This window comes from Paraburkholderia adhaesiva, assembly GCF_021390575.1.
GTDB lineage: Bacteria > Pseudomonadota > Gammaproteobacteria > Burkholderiales > Burkholderiaceae > Paraburkholderia > Paraburkholderia adhaesiva.
In genome coordinates this window covers 508,071-528,659 of sequence record NZ_JAJEJQ010000002.1, presented here as the reverse complement: position 1 = coordinate 528,659, position 20,589 = coordinate 508,071, and the positions used below count along the sequence as shown (strand labels likewise).

19 protein-coding genes and 1 pseudogene are annotated in these 20,589 nt (G+C 63.5%); 13 read left to right on the top strand and 7 right to left on the bottom strand.

Annotation, left to right across the window (positions count from 1 at the left end; genetic code table 11):
- Window positions 1-77 precede the first annotated feature (77 nt).
- Window positions 78-701 (top strand): LysE family transporter, encoded by a 624-nt coding sequence (locus L0U80_RS17935; RefSeq protein ID WP_233867785.1) that lies wholly within the window; start codon window positions 78-80, stop codon window positions 699-701.
- 87 nt (window positions 702-788) lie between these two features.
- On the opposite strand, the gene L0U80_RS17930 is transcribed toward L0U80_RS17935, so the two are convergent.
- On the bottom strand, window positions 789-1,586 hold the full coding sequence (locus tag L0U80_RS17930) for a Crp/Fnr family transcriptional regulator (RefSeq protein ID WP_233867782.1): 798 nt from the start codon (window positions 1,584-1,586) through the stop codon (window positions 789-791).
- A gap of 121 nt (window positions 1,587-1,707) precedes the next feature.
- Between L0U80_RS17930 and L0U80_RS17925 the strand changes: the two genes are divergently transcribed.
- Together L0U80_RS17925 and L0U80_RS17920 are read left to right on the top strand one after the other, a co-directional pair.
- Window positions 1,708-3,375 (top strand): acyl-CoA synthetase, encoded by a 1,668-nt coding sequence (locus L0U80_RS17925; RefSeq protein WP_233867778.1) that lies wholly within the window; start codon window positions 1,708-1,710, stop codon window positions 3,373-3,375.
- Window positions 3,376-3,688: 313 nt separating this feature from the next.
- A complete protein-coding gene (locus L0U80_RS17920) occupies window positions 3,689-4,006 on the top strand; it encodes a hypothetical protein (protein ID WP_233867776.1) in 318 nt (105 codons plus the stop codon).
- A gap of 462 nt (window positions 4,007-4,468) precedes the next feature.
- Here the strand turns inward: L0U80_RS17920 and L0U80_RS17915 are convergent, their stop codons facing one another.
- The gene (locus L0U80_RS17915) at window positions 4,469-4,861 is read right to left on the bottom strand and encodes an RcnB family protein (RefSeq protein ID WP_233867773.1); all 393 of its coding nucleotides are present in this window, start codon (window positions 4,859-4,861) and stop codon (window positions 4,469-4,471) included.
- Window positions 4,862-5,008: 147 nt separating this feature from the next.
- On the opposite strand from L0U80_RS17915, the gene L0U80_RS17910 reads away from it, so the two are divergent.
- Together L0U80_RS17910 and L0U80_RS17905 are read left to right on the top strand one after the other, a co-directional pair.
- On the top strand, window positions 5,009-5,332 hold the full coding sequence (locus L0U80_RS17910; protein ID WP_233867770.1) for a hypothetical protein: 324 nt from the start codon (window positions 5,009-5,011) through the stop codon (window positions 5,330-5,332).
- 122 nt (window positions 5,333-5,454) lie between these two features.
- On the top strand, window positions 5,455-6,048 hold the full coding sequence (locus L0U80_RS17905) for an IMPACT family protein (protein WP_233867767.1): 594 nt from the start codon (window positions 5,455-5,457) through the stop codon (window positions 6,046-6,048).
- A gap of 39 nt (window positions 6,049-6,087) precedes the next feature.
- On the opposite strand, the gene L0U80_RS17900 is transcribed toward L0U80_RS17905, so the two are convergent.
- Window positions 6,088-7,134: a zinc-dependent alcohol dehydrogenase family protein gene (locus tag L0U80_RS17900; RefSeq protein WP_233867764.1), complete on the bottom strand. Its 1,047-nt coding sequence runs from the start codon at window positions 7,132-7,134 to the stop codon at window positions 6,088-6,090.
- Window positions 7,135-7,840: 706 nt separating this feature from the next.
- Here L0U80_RS17900 and L0U80_RS17895 point away from each other — a divergent pair.
- From L0U80_RS17895 to L0U80_RS17885, 3 genes are all read left to right on the top strand, one after another.
- The gene (locus L0U80_RS17895; protein WP_233867761.1) at window positions 7,841-8,029 is read left to right on the top strand and encodes a DUF2964 family protein; all 189 of its coding nucleotides are present in this window, start codon (window positions 7,841-7,843) and stop codon (window positions 8,027-8,029) included.
- Between the two features lie 486 nt (window positions 8,030-8,515).
- Window positions 8,516-8,938, top strand: coding sequence for a hypothetical protein (locus L0U80_RS17890; protein ID WP_233867758.1), 423 nt, complete (start codon window positions 8,516-8,518; stop codon window positions 8,936-8,938).
- A 4-nt stretch (window positions 8,939-8,942) separates the two neighbouring features.
- The gene (locus tag L0U80_RS17885) at window positions 8,943-9,347 is read left to right on the top strand and encodes a helix-turn-helix domain-containing protein (protein ID WP_233867742.1); all 405 of its coding nucleotides are present in this window, start codon (window positions 8,943-8,945) and stop codon (window positions 9,345-9,347) included.
- Between the two features lie 69 nt (window positions 9,348-9,416).
- On the opposite strand, the gene L0U80_RS17880 is transcribed toward L0U80_RS17885, so the two are convergent.
- A complete protein-coding gene (locus tag L0U80_RS17880) occupies window positions 9,417-11,069 on the bottom strand; it encodes a sensor domain-containing diguanylate cyclase (RefSeq protein WP_233867739.1) in 1,653 nt (550 codons plus the stop codon).
- A 295-nt stretch (window positions 11,070-11,364) separates the two neighbouring features.
- On the opposite strand from L0U80_RS17880, the gene L0U80_RS17875 reads away from it, so the two are divergent.
- Window positions 11,365-12,954, top strand: coding sequence for an inorganic phosphate transporter (locus L0U80_RS17875; protein WP_233867736.1), 1,590 nt, complete (start codon window positions 11,365-11,367; stop codon window positions 12,952-12,954).
- A gap of 103 nt (window positions 12,955-13,057) precedes the next feature.
- Here the strand turns inward: L0U80_RS17875 and ppk2 are convergent, their stop codons facing one another.
- The 3 genes and pseudogenes from ppk2 to L0U80_RS17860 all read right to left on the bottom strand — a co-directional run.
- The gene (gene ppk2 / locus L0U80_RS17870) at window positions 13,058-13,978 is read right to left on the bottom strand and encodes a polyphosphate kinase 2 (RefSeq protein WP_233867720.1); all 921 of its coding nucleotides are present in this window, start codon (window positions 13,976-13,978) and stop codon (window positions 13,058-13,060) included.
- 143 nt (window positions 13,979-14,121) lie between these two features.
- The gene (locus tag L0U80_RS17865; protein WP_233867717.1) at window positions 14,122-14,496 is read right to left on the bottom strand and encodes a VOC family protein; all 375 of its coding nucleotides are present in this window, start codon (window positions 14,494-14,496) and stop codon (window positions 14,122-14,124) included.
- 303 nt (window positions 14,497-14,799) lie between these two features.
- Window positions 14,800-15,462: pseudogene (locus L0U80_RS17860) on the bottom strand (FCD domain-containing protein); the annotation flags it as partial.
- A gap of 178 nt (window positions 15,463-15,640) precedes the next feature.
- Between L0U80_RS17860 and L0U80_RS17855 the strand changes: the two are divergent.
- From L0U80_RS17855 to L0U80_RS17840, 4 genes are all read left to right on the top strand, one after another.
- Window positions 15,641-16,426, top strand: coding sequence for a (Fe-S)-binding protein (locus L0U80_RS17855; RefSeq protein ID WP_233867715.1), 786 nt, complete (start codon window positions 15,641-15,643; stop codon window positions 16,424-16,426).
- An 11-nt stretch (window positions 16,427-16,437) separates the two neighbouring features.
- Entirely contained in the window at window positions 16,438-17,160 is a 723-nt protein-coding gene (locus tag L0U80_RS17850) for a LutC/YkgG family protein (protein ID WP_233871398.1), read from the top strand.
- Entirely contained in the window at window positions 17,157-18,635 is a 1,479-nt protein-coding gene (locus L0U80_RS17845; RefSeq protein ID WP_233867711.1) for a LutB/LldF family L-lactate oxidation iron-sulfur protein, read from the top strand. The genes L0U80_RS17850 and L0U80_RS17845 overlap by 4 nt, the downstream gene beginning before the upstream one ends.
- Before the next feature lie 115 nt (window positions 18,636-18,750).
- Window positions 18,751-20,460 (top strand): lactate permease LctP family transporter, encoded by a 1,710-nt coding sequence (locus tag L0U80_RS17840; RefSeq protein WP_233867707.1) that lies wholly within the window; start codon window positions 18,751-18,753, stop codon window positions 20,458-20,460.
- The last annotated feature ends 129 nt before the right edge of the window (window positions 20,461-20,589 follow it).

Sequence of the window (20,589 nt, the reverse complement as noted above, 5' to 3'; positions counted from 1 at the left end):
GAGCCGCGGCTAGCGCCCTTTCACGGTATCCTCTGCACTTTGCCCCTTCCGGCGCGTGCCGCCGCACATCGACTGCAATGAACTTCCTGCCTCAACTTGCCGCCATCGCCGGTGTCATGCTGCTCGCCTGCGCGAGCCCCGGCCCCGATATGCTCGCCGTCACTTCGCACGCGTTCGCGAAGAGACGCGCTGGTCTCGCGGCCGCCGCCGGCATCGCGACATCGCATGCGCTCTGGGCGATGCTCGCCGTGTTCGGTCTCGGGCTGATCCTCGCGCAGCTTGCCTGGCTTTATGAAGGCATCCGCATCGCGGGCGCGGTCTATCTGGTGTATCTCGGCGCGAAAACGCTGATGAGCCTGCGCCAGTCGTCGGGCGCCGTGGCCGCCCCCAATGCCGCAAAATCGACAGGCAGCGCACATTCGTATCGCCGAGGGCTGCTCGTCGGCCTCACTAACCCGAAGGCCGCGGCGTTCTTCGGCAGCCTGTTCGTGACGTTGCTGCCCGCCCATGCGCCGATGTGGGTGCACGGTGCGACGGTCGTGACGGTCGCATCGGTGTCGATCTGCTGGTTCAGCGCGATGGCCCTGCTCTTCTCGACGCGCAGCGTGCAACGCGGTTACCAGAAGCTGCGCCGCCCGGTGGATGCCGTCATGGGCAGCGTGCTCGTCGCGCTCGGCGCGCGACTCGCCCTCGATCACTAAGTCTCACCGGACGACGCGGGGCCGGCGAACGGCGATAGCGACGCGCTCACTCACCCGGCTTGTCTTCGGGCCAACGAGCCCACGACTTCAGATCTGATCGCGCCCGAACGCCCGCAACCCCGCGAGATCGCGCACATCGACGCGGTTGTACGACAGCGCAACGAGCCCCGCCTTCTCGAGCGTCTGCAGCGCCTGATTGATTCGCTGTCTGGAAGCCCCCGCCAGCATGCCAATTTCTTCCTGCGAGATTTCGAGCGCAAGTCCGGTCTCAGGATAGAGATCGGGATTGAACAATTGCGCGAGCGACTGCGCAACGCGCGCGTCGATGTCCAGCAACCGGCTGTTCTGGATCAGCGCGATGAACTCGCCCATGCGGTTGTTCAATTGATGAATCACGAACCGGTTGAACGGCAGGCTGCTGTCCACGAGTCGATGGAACGTATCGGCAGGCACGGCCATCACCAGCGAAGGCTGCAGCGCGATCACGTCGTATTTGCGCAGCTCGCGCTTGATCACGCTGCCTTCACCGAACCAGCCGCCATGTGGCACACCCGAAAAGGTGCAACCGCGTCCTGACGCGTTGAAAATCGCGAGCTTGACGAGCCCTGAACTCACGCCAAGCCAGTACGCCGCGCTCACATCGCGCGCGGCGACGATCGCGCCCGCCTCATAGAACTGCGCGTGCGATTCGGCGAGCACCCACGCGCGATGCGCGGGTTCGAGCGCGCGAAACCACGAGCAGCGCTCGAACAGCGCGGCGAGCGCCTGCGGATCGGACGCATCAATGCGTCCCGTCGCGCATTTGCGGGGAACCAGATCGGGGGGCACATCGCTGCCCGAGGGCGTAATGGACTGCGTCATCGCGCGGAATTTGAGGAAGGTCATTGGGCAAAGCCGCTCTGTCGTGCGAGCGACAGACACGCACAGGCGCGTCCTGCTAGCTTAGCGGGAATCATACCCATAAACCGTAAACGCTTCGGGCCTCGAGCCCTGCAGGAGACAGCGCATGTTGCACCCGTTCGAAGAAGGGCTCGCGCAACGCGAAGCCAATTATGTGCCGCTCACCCCGATCGACTTCATCGCACGCGCCGCGGAAGTCTATGGTGACCGCCTCGCGATGGTCCATGGCGACGTGCGCCGTAACTGGCGGGAAACTTACGCACGCACGCGACAATTGGCAAGCGCGCTGGTGAAAGCGGGAATCGGGCGCGGCGACACCGTGGCGGCACTCCTGCCCAATATCCCCGCGATGGTCGAGGCGCACTTCGGCGTGCCGATGGCCGGCGCGGTGCTCAATGCGCTGAACACACGGCTCGACGTCGCAACCATGTTGTTCATGCTGCGCCATGGCGAAGCCAAAGCGCTGATCGTCGACACCGAATACGCATCGCTCGCGCAGCGCGCGGCCATCGCGTTTCCAGAGCTGAAGATCATCACCGTGGCCGACATTGCCGAGGCCGACCCCGAGCACTTCCCGCGCTCGATCGACTATGAGGCGTTCCTCGAACAGGGCGACCCCGCTTACGAGTGGGTGCCACCGCAGAATGAATGGGACGCCATCGCGCTCAACTACACCTCGGGCACGACGGGCGATCCGAAGGGCGTGGTCTATCACCATCGCGGCGCGTACCTGAACGCGGTGAGCGCCATCCTGGAGTGGGATATGCCGAAGCACCCGGTGTATCTGTGGACGCTGCCGCTCTTTCACTGCAACGGCTGGTGCTTTGCATGGACGGTCGCGGCGCGCGCCGGCGTCAACGTGTGCCTGCGCAAATTCGACGCGAAGTTCGTGTTCGACCTGATCCGCAACGAGCAAGTCACGCACTATTGCGGCGCGCCGATCGTGCAAGCCGCACTTGCCGATGCTCCCGCCGAATGTCGCGAAGGCATCACGCACAAGGTTCACACGATGGTTGCGGGCGCTGCACCCGCCCCTGCCGTCATCGCGAAGATGAAGGCGATCGGTGTCGAGCTGACGCACGTCTACGGGCTGACCGAGACCTACGGACCTGCGGCAGTGTGCGCGGTTCAGGAAAGCTGGCAGTCACTCGACGCCGAGGAGCAAGCCCGTCTCGCCGCGCGCCAGGGCGTGCGCTATCACCTGCAAACGGGCGTGAGCGTGCGCAATGCCGCGACGATGGAGCCCGTGCCCAACGACGGCCAGACGCTCGGCGAAATCATGTTCCGCGGCAACATCTGCATGAAGGGTTACCTGAAGAACGAACGCGCGACCGAGGAAGCGCTGCGCGGCGGCTGGTTCCATACGGGCGACCTCGGCGTGATGACGCCCGACGGCTACGTGCGCATCACCGATCGCAGCAAGGACATCATCATCTCGGGCGGCGAGAACATTTCGAGCATCGAGGTCGAGGACACGCTGTACCGGCATCCGGCCGTCGCGCTGGCCGCCGTGGTGGCCATGCCCGATGCGAAGTGGGGCGAAGTTCCGTGCGCATTCGTCGAACTGCGCCCGGGCGCCAGCGCTACCGCGGAAGAAATCATCGCGCATTGCAGACTCTTTCTCGCGCACTACAAGGTGCCGCGCGTGGTGAAGTTCGGTGAACTGCCCCGCACGGCGACGGGCAAGATCCAGAAGTTCGAACTGCGCTCGCAGGTGGGCTCGCAAAGTGCAATCGATCTGAGCGCAGCGCCGGCGGCGAAGCAGAATAAGTAAGCGCGTCTTCTTCGTGACTCCCGCGGCGGTCCATCGGCGGATCGCCGCGATAGCCGCAACGGTTATGTAACGCGAATTGACAATCTCACGGCTTCGCTTCCGCAATAAGCCTGTCCGGTTTTTCCGCTTATCCTTTTCAGATCAAGGGCCAACTGCAAAGTTGGCCCTTTTTGCGTTTCCGAGCCGATGAAATCTGCGCTTACAAGTCCTCACGTATTAACGACCTTCGCACCGATAAGCTGACTTCCATGAGTTACGGCACTGCACATTTCGAAGTTACGCCGTGACGTTGTAATCGAAGAGGAGGAACGAAATGAACTTGAAGAGCTGGAAGACCCCTGCACGCGTACTTGCTACGGCACTCATCGCTGGTGGGGCACTGATGGGCGCCACGAGCAGCTTTGCACAGTCCAGTCCGTATATGCTGCACGCCGATTCGCAACCCCAATACGGCCAGGTACACATGGTTCCGGTGGACGTGCGACTGACGGTTGGTTGGCACGACAACCGTTACTGGGACGGCCACCGCTACTGGGAACACGACGAATGGATGCACCGTCACCCGCACGATCCGGGTCCGCAGCACTGGCACGGCGACGAGCACCGTCCGCCGCCCCAGTCGCGTTACTGATCGGGTGAATGCCCAGAGGCCGCTGCGTGATGTAGTGGCCCGCACAGAGGCCGGGTTTCCTTGAGGAAATCCGGCCTCTGTGTTTTTCGATGACACGGTTGCAGATTGATCTGGAATTCGTGTTGAATCACACGTGCAATGGAACGTATCTCGCACACGGTGTCACGCTCCAGATTCCAACCAGTCGCGAGTAAGGAACAACGCGTGATCTGAACACGTCGTTTCCCAGCAGGCGAGTGCTTTAGGGCCGCCACACAGGAAATCCATGAAGCGTGAGTCGATGACGGCAGCGGCGATGGATCTAGTAGGCGTCCACGAACGCAACATCGTGGTCCGCACGACTTGTTGGTCAGAGACGCTACCGGCCAGCGATATGCGTCTAGAGCCCGTCGAACGACGGGCTGCGAATTCCCCCCGAGCGTGCACTGCAAATATCGCGCACGCACGGCAAAGGGGAAGTGCTTAACGCGCGCCGGACATAATAATGCTTGTGATCACACCAGTCGCAATTGCTGCGAGCACGTAGTCGCCGTTCACACCGACCCACTGGTACCCACGCGGCGGCGCCGAGAGACCGTGTTGACGCCAGTCATCGACCGTGTAGTTCCGGTCACGGTATTCCATCGGCAGACGGTCGCCGCGGTGCCAGTCGCGGTGCGGAATCGCGCCAACGGGACGGTTGGCCCGCTCCATGGACGGCGGCGGTGACTGATCAGCGCGACCGTATGCGGGCGCGTGGCGATCATGGCCATCACGGTCATGCGGCTGCGCAAATGCTGCCACTGAAGACCCAAGCAGCGAAACGACAACGAGTGAGGCAACGGCTTTTGATTTCATATCGACGACCTGTTTCATAAACAGAAAAAATGAAAAGGGAGAATATTCTCCCTGTAGTGCTCCCGAAACATAATATCAATTAGAGGATCGAAAGATCGTTAAAGAATGTGTGACCCAACAGCGGCTAACACACTCTGGAAATAGAACCGTCAAGGCCATATCGTGGTGGAATGGCCAGGCGAAAATCCACGACGACATCGCCCGCTCTTTTTCCTGCCGAAGGATATTTTTTTCGCGTTGCCGTTTGATTTTGGCGCGCGTAACGTTAAGGCGCCTCTTGAGAACAGGCGAGCCTCGTGCCCCCGGTCGCTGGACAACATCCCGACCGGGGATTTTTTCCCGCACGCATTCAGTGGTGCTTCAGTGGCGCAGTCGCTGCGTACCGCAAAGACCGAAAAGAAAAATGACGGATCACCGAATGAGGAGTTCGGCATCGCCCCAGCCAGAGCTAGATCCGTCATGGCGAGCATTGTCATGGCTTACGCCTGATGCGTCACTAGCCATCCCCGCAAGAATCCATTACGGAAACTGACATGATTTTCGGATCGACGCTCAAGCTCGCGGGCGTCATCGGGTAACATGGTGTTTTCGCCCGTGCCATCCCGTCTGTTTTGCCCACCTTTACGCTTGCCGCCCCCGTTAGCGCGGAACTCGAGATCCGCAAAAGCCGCTTCATCGCCCACGCGATTCCGGTCGCCGACCGTGAAGCGGCCATGGCCGAACTGAGCCGTCTGCGCGATACCCACCCCGCCGCCACGCACGTCTGCTGGGCACTGCTCGCGGGTGGCCAGTCGGGCATGTCCGACGATGGCGAACCGTCAGGCACCGCCGGGCGTCCGATCCTCGAGGTTCTGCGCCATCACGATCTGGATAGCGTGCTCGGCGCCGTGGTGCGCTACTACGGTGGCGTGAAACTCGGCGCGGGCGGGCTGGTGCGAGCCTACACGGATGCGATCGCCAGCGCCCTGCAGGGCGCGACGCGCATCGAACGCATTGCGCAGGCACGTCTGACTATCGAGGTGGGCTACCCCGACGAAACGCGTGTGCGGCACTGGATTGGAGAGACACAGGCGACGCTCGTCGACAGCCGCTACACCATGACCGTCCGTCTGACGATCCAGTTGCCGGCCACCGCCGTCAATGCGGCACGCGACGCCCTGCGCGACCTCACCCAAGGCCGCGCGGGCTTCCCGGAGCACGACTAAGGCAACCGGCACCGCACGGTGCCGTGCCCCGCCTGGCGCTTACTTCGCGCTGGCTGAAATGATGACCTTCAGCGCCTGCGTGCGCGCCGCTTCGCCGAACGTTGCGTACGCATCCATGACCTGGTCGAGCGTGAAGCGGTGCGTCACGAGTTTGGCCGGTTCGAGCCGCTTCGATTCGACGGTCGCGAGCAGCATGGGCGTCGTATAGGTGTCGACGAGACCCGTGGTAAGCGTGATGTTGTGTGTCCACAGCCGCTCGAGGTGCAGGTCAACCTTCGTGCCGTGCACGCCAACGTTCGCGATCGTGCCGCCCGGTGCAATGATCGACTCGCAGATCCCGAACGTCGCCGGAATACCCACGGCTTCGATCGACACGTCGACGCCACGATTGTTCGTGAGTGCCATCACGCGCTCGACAGCGTCGCCGCCCTTGCTGTTGACCCCGTCGGTCGCGCCGAACTTCTTCGCGACTTCGAGCCGGTTGTCGTCGAGGTCGATCATGATGATGCGTCCCGGCGCATAGAACTGCGCGGTCATCAGCGCCGCGAGCCCGATCGGTCCCGCGCCGACGATCGCTACCGTCTGCCCCGGCTGCACCTTGCCGTTGAGCACGCCGACTTCGAAACCCGTAGGCAGGATGTCGCTCAGCATGACAAGCGCTTCTTCGTCGGAACCCTTGGGTATGTGATAAAGGCTCGTGTCCGCGTGCGGGATGCGAACCTTTTCGGCCTGCGTACCGTCGATCAGATGGCCGAGAATCCATCCGCCCGTCGTGCAGTGCGAGTACATCTGGCGACGGCAATATTCGCACTTGCCGCATGCGGTGATGCACGAGATCAGCACATGATCGCCAACCTTGAAGTTGGACACGCCCTCGCCCACCGCCTCGACGATACCGACGCCTTCGTGGCCGAGTGTCGTGCCGGGCTTCACTTCAGGTACATCGCCCTTGAGGATGTGGAGATCGGTGCCGCAGATCGTGGTCTTCGTAATGCGCACAATCGCATCGGACGGCTTCTCGAGCTTAGGCTCTGGCTTGTCCTCCAGCGCCTTCTGACCCGGTCCCTTGAACACCAGTGCTTTCATGACGAATCTCCTCGTTGCTACAAAATGGACGCCGCCGAGTGTGCCGAGTGTGCGGCGAGACGATGCGTAGCGCCGGGCGTGCAGGTAACGTGAGGAAGTGTGGCGGATGATTCTCGCCGCCGCGGGAAAGTGTGCCGCATGGCGAATTGCACGACGCCGGAGCTTGCCGAAACGAGAATAGCACGCTGTTCAAGAGTGCAAGCCGCTGCGCGCATATGCAGATGATGCCGGACAAATCGTCGAGTATGTGAGTATGCCGGCTGACTGTCGGAATAAGGTCGTAGACCGTGAGCGCAAACGCGAGCGCGAAAAATGACGGCAATATGACCGCAGATTTTGTGGTGCGATTGCCGGACAAAGAGATCGGGAATGGTGACGACGAACGCACCGCACAGTCTTCAAAGAGCATGCCAGCGACCGCCGATCGGTGCAGCAATATCGGCGTGTGGTCGATGCGTGTAATATGAGAATCGCGAGAAATAACGACCAGTACAAGCTCGTAACCACCTGGTAAGACCTGGTAGATCGGAACTGGCGAATCGCCCCGTGAACCCCATCATGGCGACGTAAAATCAAGCCACACGTAAACGTGTGCAAAAATCGCGGATGCATTGCGGGCGCACTACCGCTCGCCCACTCACTCGAAGAGCCGCCCATGACTTTCGATCGACTCCGGCAAGATACCGGCGCTGAACGGCGCCATCGCATGTGGAGCCAACTGCGCATTTTCATCGCCGCCATGGGCACGCTCTGCTCGGCAGCGGGCATCGCCATCGCGGTGTACGGGCTCGTCCAGTTCAACAAGACCAAAGTGATCACTGGCGTTGCGATGATCGTGGTGTCGACCATCGTCTACGTCACGATCCTCGTGCGCGACCGCGATCGCGTCGATTGACGCACTGCACCGTACACTCTCTCGCCGTCGCGCCGCCCGACGCAGGCATCGCTGGTATCGTCCTGGCGTCTGCGCGCGCGGCCTTCGGATCCGCTTTCACTGCCTGCCTGTTGACGATGTCGACCTCGTCTCGCGGTGTGAATTTCCCCTATCACCCACGACAACATCCACGGTTACCGGCCGTTGCTCGCCACCTGCTTCAGCATACGTTCAGCTATCCGGTCGATTTGCACGTTCATTCCATTTTCTGCCTTTCAAGTCGTCATTCGAAACGATTCACCACAATCCGGAATCCGCAAGTCGCACAATAATTCCTGTTCATTCCCCTAAAATGCGGAGCTGGACAAAATACAACGTTTTGTCACAGAGTTTCTGCATAACCTTTCATTTCAGCGACCAACAAGTGTCGGCGCGACAGTATCTGATTTGCATTAATAGCGATTGACTGTGACAAATCGAAGGGCAATTCGGCGAGCAAGGCCCGGCGTGCGTTCCGCATCGGGAATTAATCAGACGAGACGACGGCCAAAATGGATTCCGCGACAGGAGACACATGGCGATAAAACCGAAACACCAATCGCGAAACGCTCGACGCTATTGTTCATCGATTCGGGCCAGTTCATTTTTTCCGATAGTCCACGTTACTGCACAAGTCAAGAAGACTATTTTTCTCCAGGCTATACACATTCTCTACAAAAACAATTATTAATATTCGCTGCGGCACGCGAATGCGTGACGCACGCGCCTGCCGATGGCGCGCATTTCGCCGTCCGCCATTGCCTGCGTGTTCGTATCAAGAATTACTGGCGCAGGGCTATGGCAAGCGAGAAGACCCGCATGCAGAAACCAGGGTTTAAGGAGCGGCGTATCCGCAATGCCGCATGTCCGGAATCTATCGTCGACGAGTGATCACATGCTTACCCGAACCGAAGACTTGCCGAGTGTCACGAGAAGGATGGCCGCTGGCCAGATGCTGATGGATGGCGCGACGGTGAACAGTGTCGCGGATTCTCTGCACCTGTCCGCCCAGACTGTGCGCCGGTACAAAACAATCGTTGAGGACGGCGGCCTTGCCGCGCTCAAGCAGATGAGCGTAGGCGGGCGCCCTTCCGTGCTCGACCATGCCGCGCTGATCTGGATTGCGGGCGCACTGCATGGCTCCGCACGAGAGCATGGCTTTCCGAGCGATGCGTGGACGAACAGCCGCGTGCGCGAGCTGATCGGCCGCCAGTTCGGCGTTCATTACTCGCGCGTCTATACGTGGCAGATCGTCTCGAACCTCGGCCTCGGCCATCGTCTGTCGAAATCGGCTCGGTGATGTCCGCCCGCTGATACTCGACCGCTGATGCTTGCCCTCTGAAGTTCGAAACGCGCAGGCCGTCGGCCATCAGGTCGCGGCCTGTGAGTCTGCTTGTGAGCCCGTTTGGGAGCCTGCCTGTGAGCCCGCTGGCAAGCCTGTCCCGGAGCCCTGTGGCGCCGGCGGCTCGCCCTCGTCGCCGGTCCACTGCTGTGCCCGCACCTGGTTGCGGCCGGCTTCCTTTGCGTCGTAGAGCAAGCGATCGGCAGCGGCGAGCAGGTTAGCGCCACTGCCGCCGACGGGCGGATCACAACTGGCGCAGCCCACGCTGATCGTCACGCAGCCGTGACTGGAGGCAGAGTGCTCGAGGTCCGCGGATTCGACCTTTTTGCGGATCTTCTCAGCGATCTTGACCGCGGCCGGCAGCGATGTGTCCGGCAATATCAACGTGAATTCCTCTCCGCCGTAGCGCGCCGCCATGTCCGTCGCGCGCCGCGCGCCCGAGGCGATGCGACCTGCCACGAGTTCCAGCACGGCGTCGCCTGCGGCGTGGCCGTAGGTGTCGTTGAACAGCTTGAAGTGATCGATATCGAAGAAGAGCACCGACAGCGGCTCGCGCTCGCGCACCGCACGCTGCCATTCGACCGCGAGGCGGCGGTCCAGCGCGCGCCGGTTCGCGAGGCCCGTAAGCCCATCGGTCATCGCGAGCCGCATCAGTTCGCCTTCGGCCGCCACTTTGCCGCGCAGCGCGAACGCCAGGGCCCACGACACGACGACCCACGCGGCGCCAATCAGCGTCGTCATCGCGATGGCGAAGGCGCTGCGTTTGCGCCAGCGAGCGAGTATGTCGTCGATGGCAGGGGCGACGACCACGACGAGCGGCGCATTGGCCACGTGCGCAAACGAGTACATGCGCGACTTGCCGTCCACGATCGAGCGCCCCGTATGCGTGCCCGAGCGACTCTTCGCAACGAACGCGAAGCTCGGCGAAGTGGCGTAGTTTGCGCCGACCACGAGCGCACCCGGTGGCTTGCTCGCGAGCATCGTGCCGTCCTGCGTGAGGATGAACGCGCGCCCGTTGGGGCCCACGTCGATGCGGTCAAGCAGATACTGGAAGTAGTTGAGTTGCACGGCGAGCAGCGCGACGCCTGCAAACGACCCATCGGGTGCATTGATGCGCCGCGTCAATCCGATGGTGGGCACGCCGCCACGCAGACGCGAGAAAAAGGGCTTCGACAAGAAGAGTCCCACGGACGGGCTTTGCTGCTGTGCGAGGAAGTAGTCGCGATCGGCGAAGGAGACATCCGGCACGTGTGCCCCGCTCTGCCAGGCCTTCACGTAACCGTTCGCGTCGAGCACATACGCGCCGCCCAGCGACGAAGCCGCCGTCGCCCGGTTGAACAGCACGCGCTGGCGCATTCCCGGCGGCAACTGCCAGGTCTCGGGCTGCTGCGCGCCCGACACCACCGCTTGCAGCGACAGGTCGTACAGCTCCACGTTGCGCCCGATGTCGCTGCTGAGGAGCCGCACGATGTTGCGCGAATTCTCTGCGGCGTGGTCGAGTTCCTCCGCGTAGCCGCTATAAATCGCCGCGAAGGTTACGCCCGCCATCACGGTGGCAACGAGCGTGCCCGACAGGCCGCCGAGGACCGGCCAGTTGCCGATCCACAGCGTCGCAGCCCTGCCGCGTGCCAGAAGCCAATGCTGCGCGCGATGGCGCAGGGAAAGAACCCGTTTCGGCACTTACGCGATCCTCCGTGGCTATTGCCATGCCAGCGATTGCCCGCGCATGGCGCCATTCCGTCGTCAACTTGTGTGCGCTACCGAATTCGCCGTGTTTCCCGTGTTTCCGTTCTTATGCGAGTCTATACGACTGACCATTATCGGAAACGCGCCGCGAACCACGAGCCGCCCCGCCCTGAATTCCGCGCGAGTTTCCTGCCATTGCTCGACGCAACTGTCACGAACACGACACAAATGCCAGCCACGATCGAGACCTTGCATTCGCCCTTTTTTTCGCAAGAGGAGCGCACTGCCCATGCCAGACATTTCCGTGTCCCCACCGCCGGACACCGCCCAATCGCGCCAACGCAACGTCGGCATACTCGCATTCGCCGTGATCATGGTCGCCGGCGTCCTTTATGTGGCCATGCATCTGCGGGACGATCTCGCGCCCATTCACGAAAGCTCCGTGGTGCCCTGGTTCCTGCTTGGAATCGCACTCGTCATCGCGCTGGGCTTCGAGTTCGTCAACGGCTTTCACGATACCGCGAACGCGGTCGCGACGGTCATCTACACGAACTCGCTTTCGCCCAACCTCGCGGTGATCTGGTCGGGCACGTGGAATTTCCTCGGCGTGCTGCTGTCGACGGGCGCCGTCGCGTTCGGCATCCTGCAACTGCTACCCGTCGAGCTGATCCTGCAGGTCGGCAGCAGTGCCGGTTTCGCGATGGTCTTCGCACTCCTGATCGCGGCGATCGTCTGGAACCTCAGCACCTGGTACTTCGGCCTGCCGTCATCGAGTTCGCACACGCTGATCGGCTCGATCATCGGCGTGGGCATCATGAACCAGTTGATGCACGGAACGACGGGGACAAGCGGCGTGGACTGGAGTCAGGCCGCCGGCGTCGGCAAGGCGCTGCTGTTCTCGCCGGTCGTCGGCTTTTTCGCCTCGGCGCTGCTGCTGCTCGCGCTCAAGTTCATCGTGCGCGTGCCCACGCTCTACGCCTCGCCGAAAGGTAAAGAGCCGCCGCCATTCTGGATCCGCGCGCTGCTCATCCTCACCTGTACCGGTGTGTCGTTCGCACACGGCTCAAACGACGGCCAGAAAGGCATGGGCCTCATCATGCTGATCCTCATCGGCGTGGTGCCCACCGCCTACGCGCTCAACAAGGCCGTCACGCCCGCCGAAACGCAGACCTTCCTCGCCGTCGCGCAGCAAGCCTCGCGCACGCTCGACAAGTACGCGGGCGGCGTCGCCGCGCCGGCCGATTCGCGCGGCGAACTGGAGCGCTTCATCCGCACGCGCACGCTCACGCCGGACACCGTTCCGGCGCTTTCCGCGCTCGCGAGCCAGGTGGGCGAGCAGGTCGGCAGCTACGGGTCGATGTCGGCGGTGCCGCAGTCGCTCGTCGATAACGTGCGCAACAACATGTACGTCACGTCCGAAGCGATCCGTCTGATGATCAAGGCGAATCACCCTGCCTTCGCCCCCGCTGACGCAAAGGCCATCGAAAACTTCCGCACGCAGACCGACCACGCGACGAAGTTCATCCCGACATGGGTGAAAGTGGCCGTGGCGATCGCGCTGGGACTCGGCACGATGGTCGGCTGGAAGCGCATCGTGGTCACCGTGGGCGAGCGCATCGGCAAGCAGCACCTGAGCTACGGCCAGGGTGCCTGCGCGGAACTGGTCGCGATGGCGACCATCGGTGCCGCCGACGTGTACGGCTTGCCCGTTTCGACGACGCACGTGCTCTCGTCCGGTGTGGCGGGCACGATGGCGGCGAATGGGTCTGGCCTGCAAATGAACACGGTGCGCAGCCTCGTGCTGGCGTGGGTGCTCACACTACCCGTGTCGATTGCCCTCGCAGCGCTGCTCTACTGGGTGTTCCGCCACGTGTTGTGAATCCGCTGAGCACCGGGTTGCGCCGCTGCAATAGAAAACGCCGCGCCCTTCACGTGTTGGGCGCGGCGTTTTCGTCAGTGCCGTCCAGGGTCAGTGGAGCAGATCAGTAAACTTCCGGCACGATCATGCTCTGCGGTACTGGCTGCCGGATGTAATCCGGATGGTGAACGCGCGCGGGCAACATCACTTGCGGGTGCTCGACCTCGTGGTACGGCACCTGGCTCAGCAGGTGATGGATGCAGTTCAGGCGCGCGCGCTTCTTGTCCACGCCCTGCACGACCCACCACGGCGCCTCGGGAATGTGCGAGCGCTGCAGCATCACTTCCTTCGCTTGCGTGTACTGTTCCCAGCGGGTTCGGCTTTCGAGGTCCATCGGACTCAGCTTCCACTGTTTGAGCGGATCGTCGATGCGGCTGTGGAAGCGGACCTCCTGCTCATCGTCCGTGATGGAAAACCAGTACTTGATGATCTGGACGCCGCTTCTCACCAGCATCTTTTCGAATTCTGGCACCGAGCGAAAAAATTCTTCGTATTCCTCATCGGTGCAAAAATTCATCACGCGCTCCACACCCGCGCGGTTGTACCAGCTGCGATCGAACAGCACCATCTCGCCGCCCGCTGGGAGATGCTGCACGTAGCGCTGGAAATACCATTGCGTGCGCTCGCGGTTGTTCGGCGCGGGCAGCGCGGCGACACGGCACATGCGCGGATTCAGGCGCTGTGTGATGCGCTTGATCACGCCGCCCTTGCCGGCCGCGTCACGCCCCTCGAAGATCACGACGAGCCGGTGGTCTGTGGCGACGATCCAGTCCTGCAGTTTCACCAGTTCGCCCTGCAGGCGGATCAGTTCGCGGAAATAGGTGCGGCGAAGCTCCCGCGATTCGTCGGAAACGTAAAGACCGAATTCCTGAAGACGGTCGTCGACTTCCATTTCGATTTCTTCGTCGTAGGCGTCGATCAACTCTTCGTCGAGACGTCGACGGCGATGTTTCTCGTCGCCCATTTCGCGGTCGAATTCTTTCATTGAAGCGCTCCTCTAGCGATGGAATGGCGATCCGGGCCGCCCTGGCAGCGGCGATATCGCCCCACTATCGGCGCTGCAGGTGTCATTCATATTTCAGAAGCATTGATGTGCCGGCCTGGAGCAGCCTCAGGTCTCAGGCCTCATCACAGCGGTTTCGCGAAGCTGAGTTCATGGCCATCCGGGTCGCGCAGGTGAAAGTAACGTTCGCCCCACGGCGCATCGCGAGGCGCAAATTCGGGCACCACGCCGACGCCCAGCGCCTGGCGGTAGAACGCATCCACGTCGGAGACGTAGACGATCACGCGCCCCCATCCGTCGACCGGGCCTGGCTCGCCTTCCAGCAGGTTCAGATAGCCCGGGACCGCGCCACCCAGCACGAACGACGCGAAGCCCGGTACGACGTGGCCCGGCCGCTGCCGGAAACCGAGCGATTCGTAAAACCGCACCGAACGCCCGATCTCGCTCACGGTCAGCGTCACGGCGCTCAACGTTTCGATCTGTGCGGCAACCTCGTCCATGCTGTTGTCTCCCTCATCGCACCGGTTCGGCGGGTATTCCGGCTCCATCCGGGCGACTTCAGCGGCGTCCGGCGCCCGTTCGCCGCTCAGACGGCGCGGCACTCCGCAACCGGTCCGTCCGGCCGCGCAGACTCAGGTGCCGCGCGAGGTCGCCGCGCGACCGCGGCGGCGGCCGCCAGCGCTGGAACCCGCCGCTCCGCCCGCTACCCGAGCCGGGGCAGCACTTTCACCAGTACGCACGGCCCGGCTCTTTACCCCCTTCACATCCGGCGCATTGGTCCAACCACTTTCGGGCACATCAGCGTCATCGCCGACCCGCGCACGCACGAAGTCGATATGCGTCTGCATCGCGGTGCGGGCCTCCTCGGGACGCCGCGCGAGAATCGCGTCGCAAAGCGTGCGGTGCTGCAACAGCAGCAGGTCGGAGGCGTCATCGTTCCGCTCGCGCAACCCCGACAGGTTGAGCGTAATGTGCTCGCGCAGCACGCCCACCACGCTGGTGTGCAGATGCAGGAACATCGCGTTGTGCGAAGCCTGCGCGATCACCTCGTGGAGTCTGGCGTCGGCTTCCGCTTCAGCGGTCTTGTCATTGGCGTCCCGCGTGCGCTCCAGTACGCCCAGCAACTCGCGGATTCGAGAGAAGTCTTCGTCGCTTGCGCGCAGCGCTGCGAAATACGCGGTCGCGCCTTCCAGCACGCGGCGAAATTCGAGGATATCGTCGCGCAGCGCCGGATGATCGGCCACCAGTTGCCCCCACGGCGATGCGATGCCCGTGCGCAACCGGTCGGTCACGAACACACCTGCGCCGGGCCGGCTCTGCACGAGGCCGCGCGCCGCAAGCCGCTGGATCGCCTCGCGCACCGTATTGCGCGCGACGTCGTAGCGCTCGGCCAGCACCCGCTCCGCGGGCAGCTTCGTGCCGGCGCGCCACGTGCCGTCGAGCAGCGCCGTCTCCATCTGCCGCATCACCGCCTCGACCCGTCCGCGCGTCTGACCTCTGTCCCTCATCGATTCGTCCCCGGTTTCATCACGTTCGATCGGCAACTGGTCCAACCAGTTTGAACCTCGCAACCAAAACGGGAATTATGCGCCACAAACTTGCCGTGCCGCCCGCGCGCGGCGCCATACCAATGCCAAGCGAGACATGAAGCCACGCCAATACCCCAGCGGCAAACGCCCGACCGATGTCTACCTCTTCGGTACCTGCCTCGTCGATCTGTTCATGCCGCAGGCCGGCCTCGACGCGGTCAAGCTGCTCGAACGCGAAGGACTGACGGTCCACTTTCCGCGCGGCCAGAGTTGCTGCGGCCAACCCGCCTATAGCAGCGGCAACCCGCGCGAAGCACGCGAGGTCGCCCGTGCCCAGCTCGGCCTGTTCTCCGAGCCCTGGCCCGTCATCGTGCCGTCGGGTTCGTGTGGCGGCATGATGCGCCAGCACTGGCCGGCGTTGTTCGAAGACGAGCCCGAAGCCGCCGCACAGGCGACCGAACTGTCCGGGCGCATCTATGAACTCACCGAGTTTCTCGTGCGCGTGCTGAACGTCGATTTCAGCGCGCTGGGTACTGCTGTGCCCGCCGAAGAGCGCGTCGTCCTGCACACCTCATGCGGCGCGCGGCGCGAAATGGGCACGCGCGTGCATGGCGTCGAAGCCGTCGACGCGCTGCCCGGCGTCACGCGCGTCGAGCACGAGCGCGAGTCCGAATGCTGCGGCTTCGGCGGTACGTTTTCGCTGAAGCATCCCGACATTTCGGGCGCGATGGTCGCCGACAAGATCGCCTCCGCGTGCGCGACCGGGTGCGACCGCCTCGTGTCCGCCGATTGCGGCTGCCTGCTGAACATCGGCCATGCTGCGAAGCACAAGGGCGCACCGCTCTCCGTCGAACATCTCGCGTCGTTCCTCTGGCGCCGCACCGGTGGAGACGCCGCATGAGCATGGAAACCCTGAACTCACGCGAGCGCATCCTCGGGCGGCTGCGCGCCAGCGCGCCCGCCGCTGCGAAGGTCGGCGCGGTCGAAGCGCTCGACGAGCGCATCGACACGCATTTCATACAGCGCCGCGCACAGGCGCAGAAAACGCTCGCGCAAAACGTGCAGCAGTTCCAGCAGATGCTCGAAGCGGTGCACGCCGAAGTGTTCTGCGCGAGCGCCGACGCATGGCCCGCTGAAGTTGCGCGCCGCCTCGCGGCCGCAGGCGTGCGGCGTCTGCTGCTCGACACGTCGAGCGCGGAAGGCGCGGCGCTCGTGGGCGCGCTGCCGTCCGCCGTTGAGGCGCTGCCGTATGCACGACCCATCGAAGCGTGGAAGTCCGAACTCTTCGAGACGATCGACGCAGGCTTCACCGTGGCGCGCTCGGGCCTCGCGGCCACGGGCACGCTGATCGTCGTGCCCGACGCGAACGCGCCGCGCACCGTCTCGCTCGCGCCGCCGCTGCATGTCGCACTGATCCACGCGCGCACGCTGCACGCGGACCTGCACGCCGCTGTCGCCGCCGAGCGCTGGCGCGACGGCATGCCGACCAACCTCGTCATGATCTCGGGCCCCTCGAAGACGTCCGATATCCAGCAGACCACGGCCTATGGCGCGCACGGACCGCGCGCGATGTGGGTCGTCGTCGTGACCGACGACGAAGCAAACAACGCCAGCGAAGCCGGAGCCGCCCAATGAGCAAAGAGACGCACGCCCAGGGCGGCAAGCACGCGGAAAACCCGCTGCATTTCGTGCCGACGGCCGAATTCCGCCAGCGCGCCCACGCTGCGGTCAACGATCCGCAGTTGCGCAAGAGCTTTCGTGGCGCGATGGACTTCCTGCAGAGCAAACGCGCCGCGCAGTTTCCCGACGCCGACGAACTCGAAACGCTGCGCGATCTCGGCGAAGCGGTGCGCCAGCACGCACTCGCGCGACTGCCCGAACTGCTGGAGCAACTCGAAACGAAGTTGCGCGCAAACGGCATCCAGGTGCATTGGGCCGAAACCGCCGACGACGCCAACCGCATCGTCCACAGCATCGCGCAAAAGCACGGTGCCTCGCGCGTCATCAAGGGCAAGTCGATGGCGAGCGAGGAAATCGAGCTGAATCATTACCTCGGCGAGCGCGGCATCGACTGCATCGAGTCGGACATGGGCGAATACATCGTCCAGCTCGCGGGCGAAAAGCCCTCGCACATCGTGATGCCCGCGATTCACAAGACGAAGAGCGACATCGGGCATCTGTTCGAAGAGCACATCCCCAATACGGCCTACACCGAAGACGTCGACGAACTGATCCAGACGGGTCGCCGCGCGCTGCGCCGCGCGTTCGTCGATGCGCACATCGGCATGTCCGGCGTGAACTTCGCCGCCGCCGATACCGGCACGCTCTGGCTCGTCGAAAACGAAGGCAACGGCCGTCTTTCGACCACCGTGCCCGATGTGCACATCGCGATCATGGGCATGGAGAAGGTCGTCGCGAAGCTCGAGCATCTCGTGCCGCTGTCGAGCCTGCTCACGCGATCCGCGACCGGTCAGCCGATCACGACGTACTTCAATCTCATCAGCAGCCCGCGCCGCGAAGGCGAGAAAGACGGCCCGCGCGAAGTGCACCTCGTGCTGCTCGACAACGGCCGCAGCCAGGCCTACGCCGACGAGCAACTGCGCGCGACGCTGCAGTGCATTCGCTGCGGCGCGTGCATGAATCACTGCCCGGTGTACGAGCGCATCGGCGGACACGCGTATGGCACGACGTATCCGGGGCCGATCGGCAAGATCATTTCGCCGCATCTGCTCGGACTCGAAGCGACCGCCGATCTGCCCACTGCGTCGAGCCTGTGCGGCGCGTGCGGCGAAGTCTGCCCCGTGCGCATCCCGATTCCGCAACTGCTCGTGCGCCTGCGCACGGAAGCGAACCGCGCGCCCGACGAGGCCGTCGCGCATCCGATGCGTGGCCAGGGCGCGAAGCACAGCAAGCGTGAGCAGTTCATCTGGCGTTTCTGGAGCGGCGCGTTCGCGCATCCGCGTGCGTATCGCGCGCTGCGCTGGGCCGCGACGCGGCTGCGCGCGCTCGCACCTTCCCAGCAGATGGGCTGGACGAAGCACCGGACACCGCTCACGCCCGCGCCGCGCAGCCTGCACGAGCTGCTGCGCGAACGCAAGCAGCCGGAATAAAAGCAAAAAAAGCCCCGCGCGGCGCCCGAACGAACCGGTTCGGGCGCCGCCGCGTGTGTCAGTTTTTCAAATTGATCAACACAGATTTCGACCCGCATCCCCGGAGGAGACCTCAGTGCAACCCTGGAATCAGATTTACACGCCGCTCGGCAGCGTGTGGCTATCGTCGCTCGTAGCCGCCATCCCCATCCTGTTCTTCTTCGTCGCGCTCGCCGGATTGCGCATGAAAGGCCACGTCGCCGCAGCGATCACGCTCGTGCTCGCGCTTTGCGTCGCCATCTTCGAGTACGGCATGCCCGTGCGCCAGGCGCTCACCGCAGCGGGCTTCGGCTTCGCCTACGGCCTGTGGCCGATCGCGTGGATCATCATCACCGCGGTGTTTCTCTACAAGATCGTCGTGAAGACGGGGCAGTTCGAGATCATTCGCGCGTCGGTGCTCTCCATCACCGACGACCAGCGTCTCCAGTTGCTGCTGATCGGCTTCTCGTTCGGCGCGTTCCTCGAAGGCGCAGCAGGCTTCGGCGCGCCCGTCGCGATCACGTCGGCACTGCTCGTCGGCCTCGGCTTCGAGCCGCTCTACGCCGCTGGTCTGTGCCTCATCGCGAACACCGCGCCCGTGGCATTCGGCGCGATGGGCATCCCCATCATCGTCGCGGGTCAGGTGACGGGCATCGACCCGTTCGTCATCGGCGCGATGGCTGGACGCCAGTTGCCGCTGCTGTCGCTGTTCGTGCCGTTCTGGCTCGTCTTCATCATGGACGGCAAGCGCGGCCTCAAGGAAACGTGGCCCGCCGCGCTCGTCGCGGGCGGCAGCTTCGCCGTGACGCAGTACTTCACGTCGAACCACATCGGACCCGAACTCCCGGACATCACCTCGGCGCTCGTGAGCCTCGTTGCGCTCGCGTCTTTCCTCAAGGTCTGGCAACCGAAGCGCGCAATGCAATCGCAGGGCGTGAACGTCAACGGCGGCGCCGCTACGCTCGGCGGATTCGGCGGCGGCAACCAGGGCGCACGCGCCGCTGCGTCGAGCCGCAAGGCCTCGCCGTACACCGTCGGGCAGACCGTGCTCGCATGGGCGCCGTTCCTGCTGCTCACGGGCATCGTCACGATCTGGAGCACGAAGTCGTTCAAGGTGCTCTTCGCCGCGAAGGGTGCGCTTGAAGGGACGATCACGAGCTACCACGTCCCTGGCCTCGACCAGCTCGTCGTGCGTAGCGCGCCGATCGTCGCGAAAGCGACGCCGTATGCGGCCGTGTTCAAGATCGACTGGCTCGCGGCGACCGGCACCGCAATCATGCTGACCGCCATTATTTCGGCAGTCCTGCTGCGCATGAAGCCGGCCGCCGCCGTCGCCGCGTTCTTCGAAACGATCAGCGAACTGCGCCGCCCCGTGCTCACGATCGGTCTCGTGCTCGGTTTCGCGTTCGTTGCGAACTACTCGGGCATGTCCTCGACGCTCGCGCTCGCGCTCGCCGGCACCGGCGCTGCGTTCCCGTTCTTCTCGCCGTTCCTCGGCTGGCTCGGCGTATTCCTGACCGGTTCGGACACCTCGTCGAACGCACTCTTCTGCTCGCTGCAGAACACCACCGCGCACCAGATCGGCGTGTCGAATACGCTGCTCGTCGCGGCCAATACCTCGGGCGGCGTGAGCGGCAAGATGATCTCGCCGCAATCGATCGCCGTGGCGTGCGCGGCGACCGGGCTCGTCGGCAAGGAAGCGTCGCTGTTCCGCTTCACCGTGCGTCATAGCCTGTTCTTCGCAGCAATCGTCGGCATCGTCACGATGATTCAGGCGTATGTGCTGACCGGCATGATTCCGCAGTAATACATAGTAAGCAGTCAGGCCTTCGCGCCTGATGTGTGAGGCCGCCGCCCGCTTATTGCGGGCGGCGTTTTTTTTTGGCTCTTCTCAGATTTCCGGGGGAGGACTCTGTTCGAACCTCTCCGGCCACGC

Excerpts from the sequence above, each read along its gene's own strand:
- L0U80_RS17900 (WP_233867764.1), bottom strand. The coding sequence starts at position 7,134 with ATGAAAGCACTGGTGTTCAAGGGACCGGGTCAGAAGGCGCTGGAGGAC.
- L0U80_RS17920 (WP_233867776.1), top strand. The coding sequence starts at position 3,689 with ATGAACTTGAAGAGCTGGAAGACCCCTGCACGCGTACTTGCTACGGCA.
- L0U80_RS17875 (WP_233867736.1), top strand. The coding sequence starts at position 11,365 with ATGCCAGACATTTCCGTGTCCCCACCGCCGGACACCGCCCAATCGCGC.
- L0U80_RS17930 (WP_233867782.1), bottom strand. The coding sequence starts at position 1,586 with ATGACCTTCCTCAAATTCCGCGCGATGACGCAGTCCATTACGCCCTCG.
- L0U80_RS17865 (WP_233867717.1), bottom strand. The coding sequence starts at position 14,496 with ATGGACGAGGTTGCCGCACAGATCGAAACGTTGAGCGCCGTGACGCTG.
- L0U80_RS17935 (WP_233867785.1), top strand. The coding sequence starts at position 78 with ATGAACTTCCTGCCTCAACTTGCCGCCATCGCCGGTGTCATGCTGCTC.
- L0U80_RS17915 (WP_233867773.1), bottom strand. The coding sequence starts at position 4,861 with ATGAAACAGGTCGTCGATATGAAATCAAAAGCCGTTGCCTCACTCGTT.
- L0U80_RS17925 (WP_233867778.1), top strand. The coding sequence starts at position 1,708 with ATGTTGCACCCGTTCGAAGAAGGGCTCGCGCAACGCGAAGCCAATTAT.
- L0U80_RS17855 (WP_233867715.1), top strand. The coding sequence starts at position 15,641 with ATGAAGCCACGCCAATACCCCAGCGGCAAACGCCCGACCGATGTCTAC.
- L0U80_RS17895 (WP_233867761.1), top strand. The coding sequence starts at position 7,841 with ATGTGGAGCCAACTGCGCATTTTCATCGCCGCCATGGGCACGCTCTGC.
- ppk2 (WP_233867720.1), bottom strand. The coding sequence starts at position 13,978 with ATGAAAGAATTCGACCGCGAAATGGGCGACGAGAAACATCGCCGTCGA.
- L0U80_RS17845 (WP_233867711.1), top strand. The coding sequence starts at position 17,157 with ATGAGCAAAGAGACGCACGCCCAGGGCGGCAAGCACGCGGAAAACCCG.
- L0U80_RS17885 (WP_233867742.1), top strand. The coding sequence starts at position 8,943 with ATGCTTACCCGAACCGAAGACTTGCCGAGTGTCACGAGAAGGATGGCC.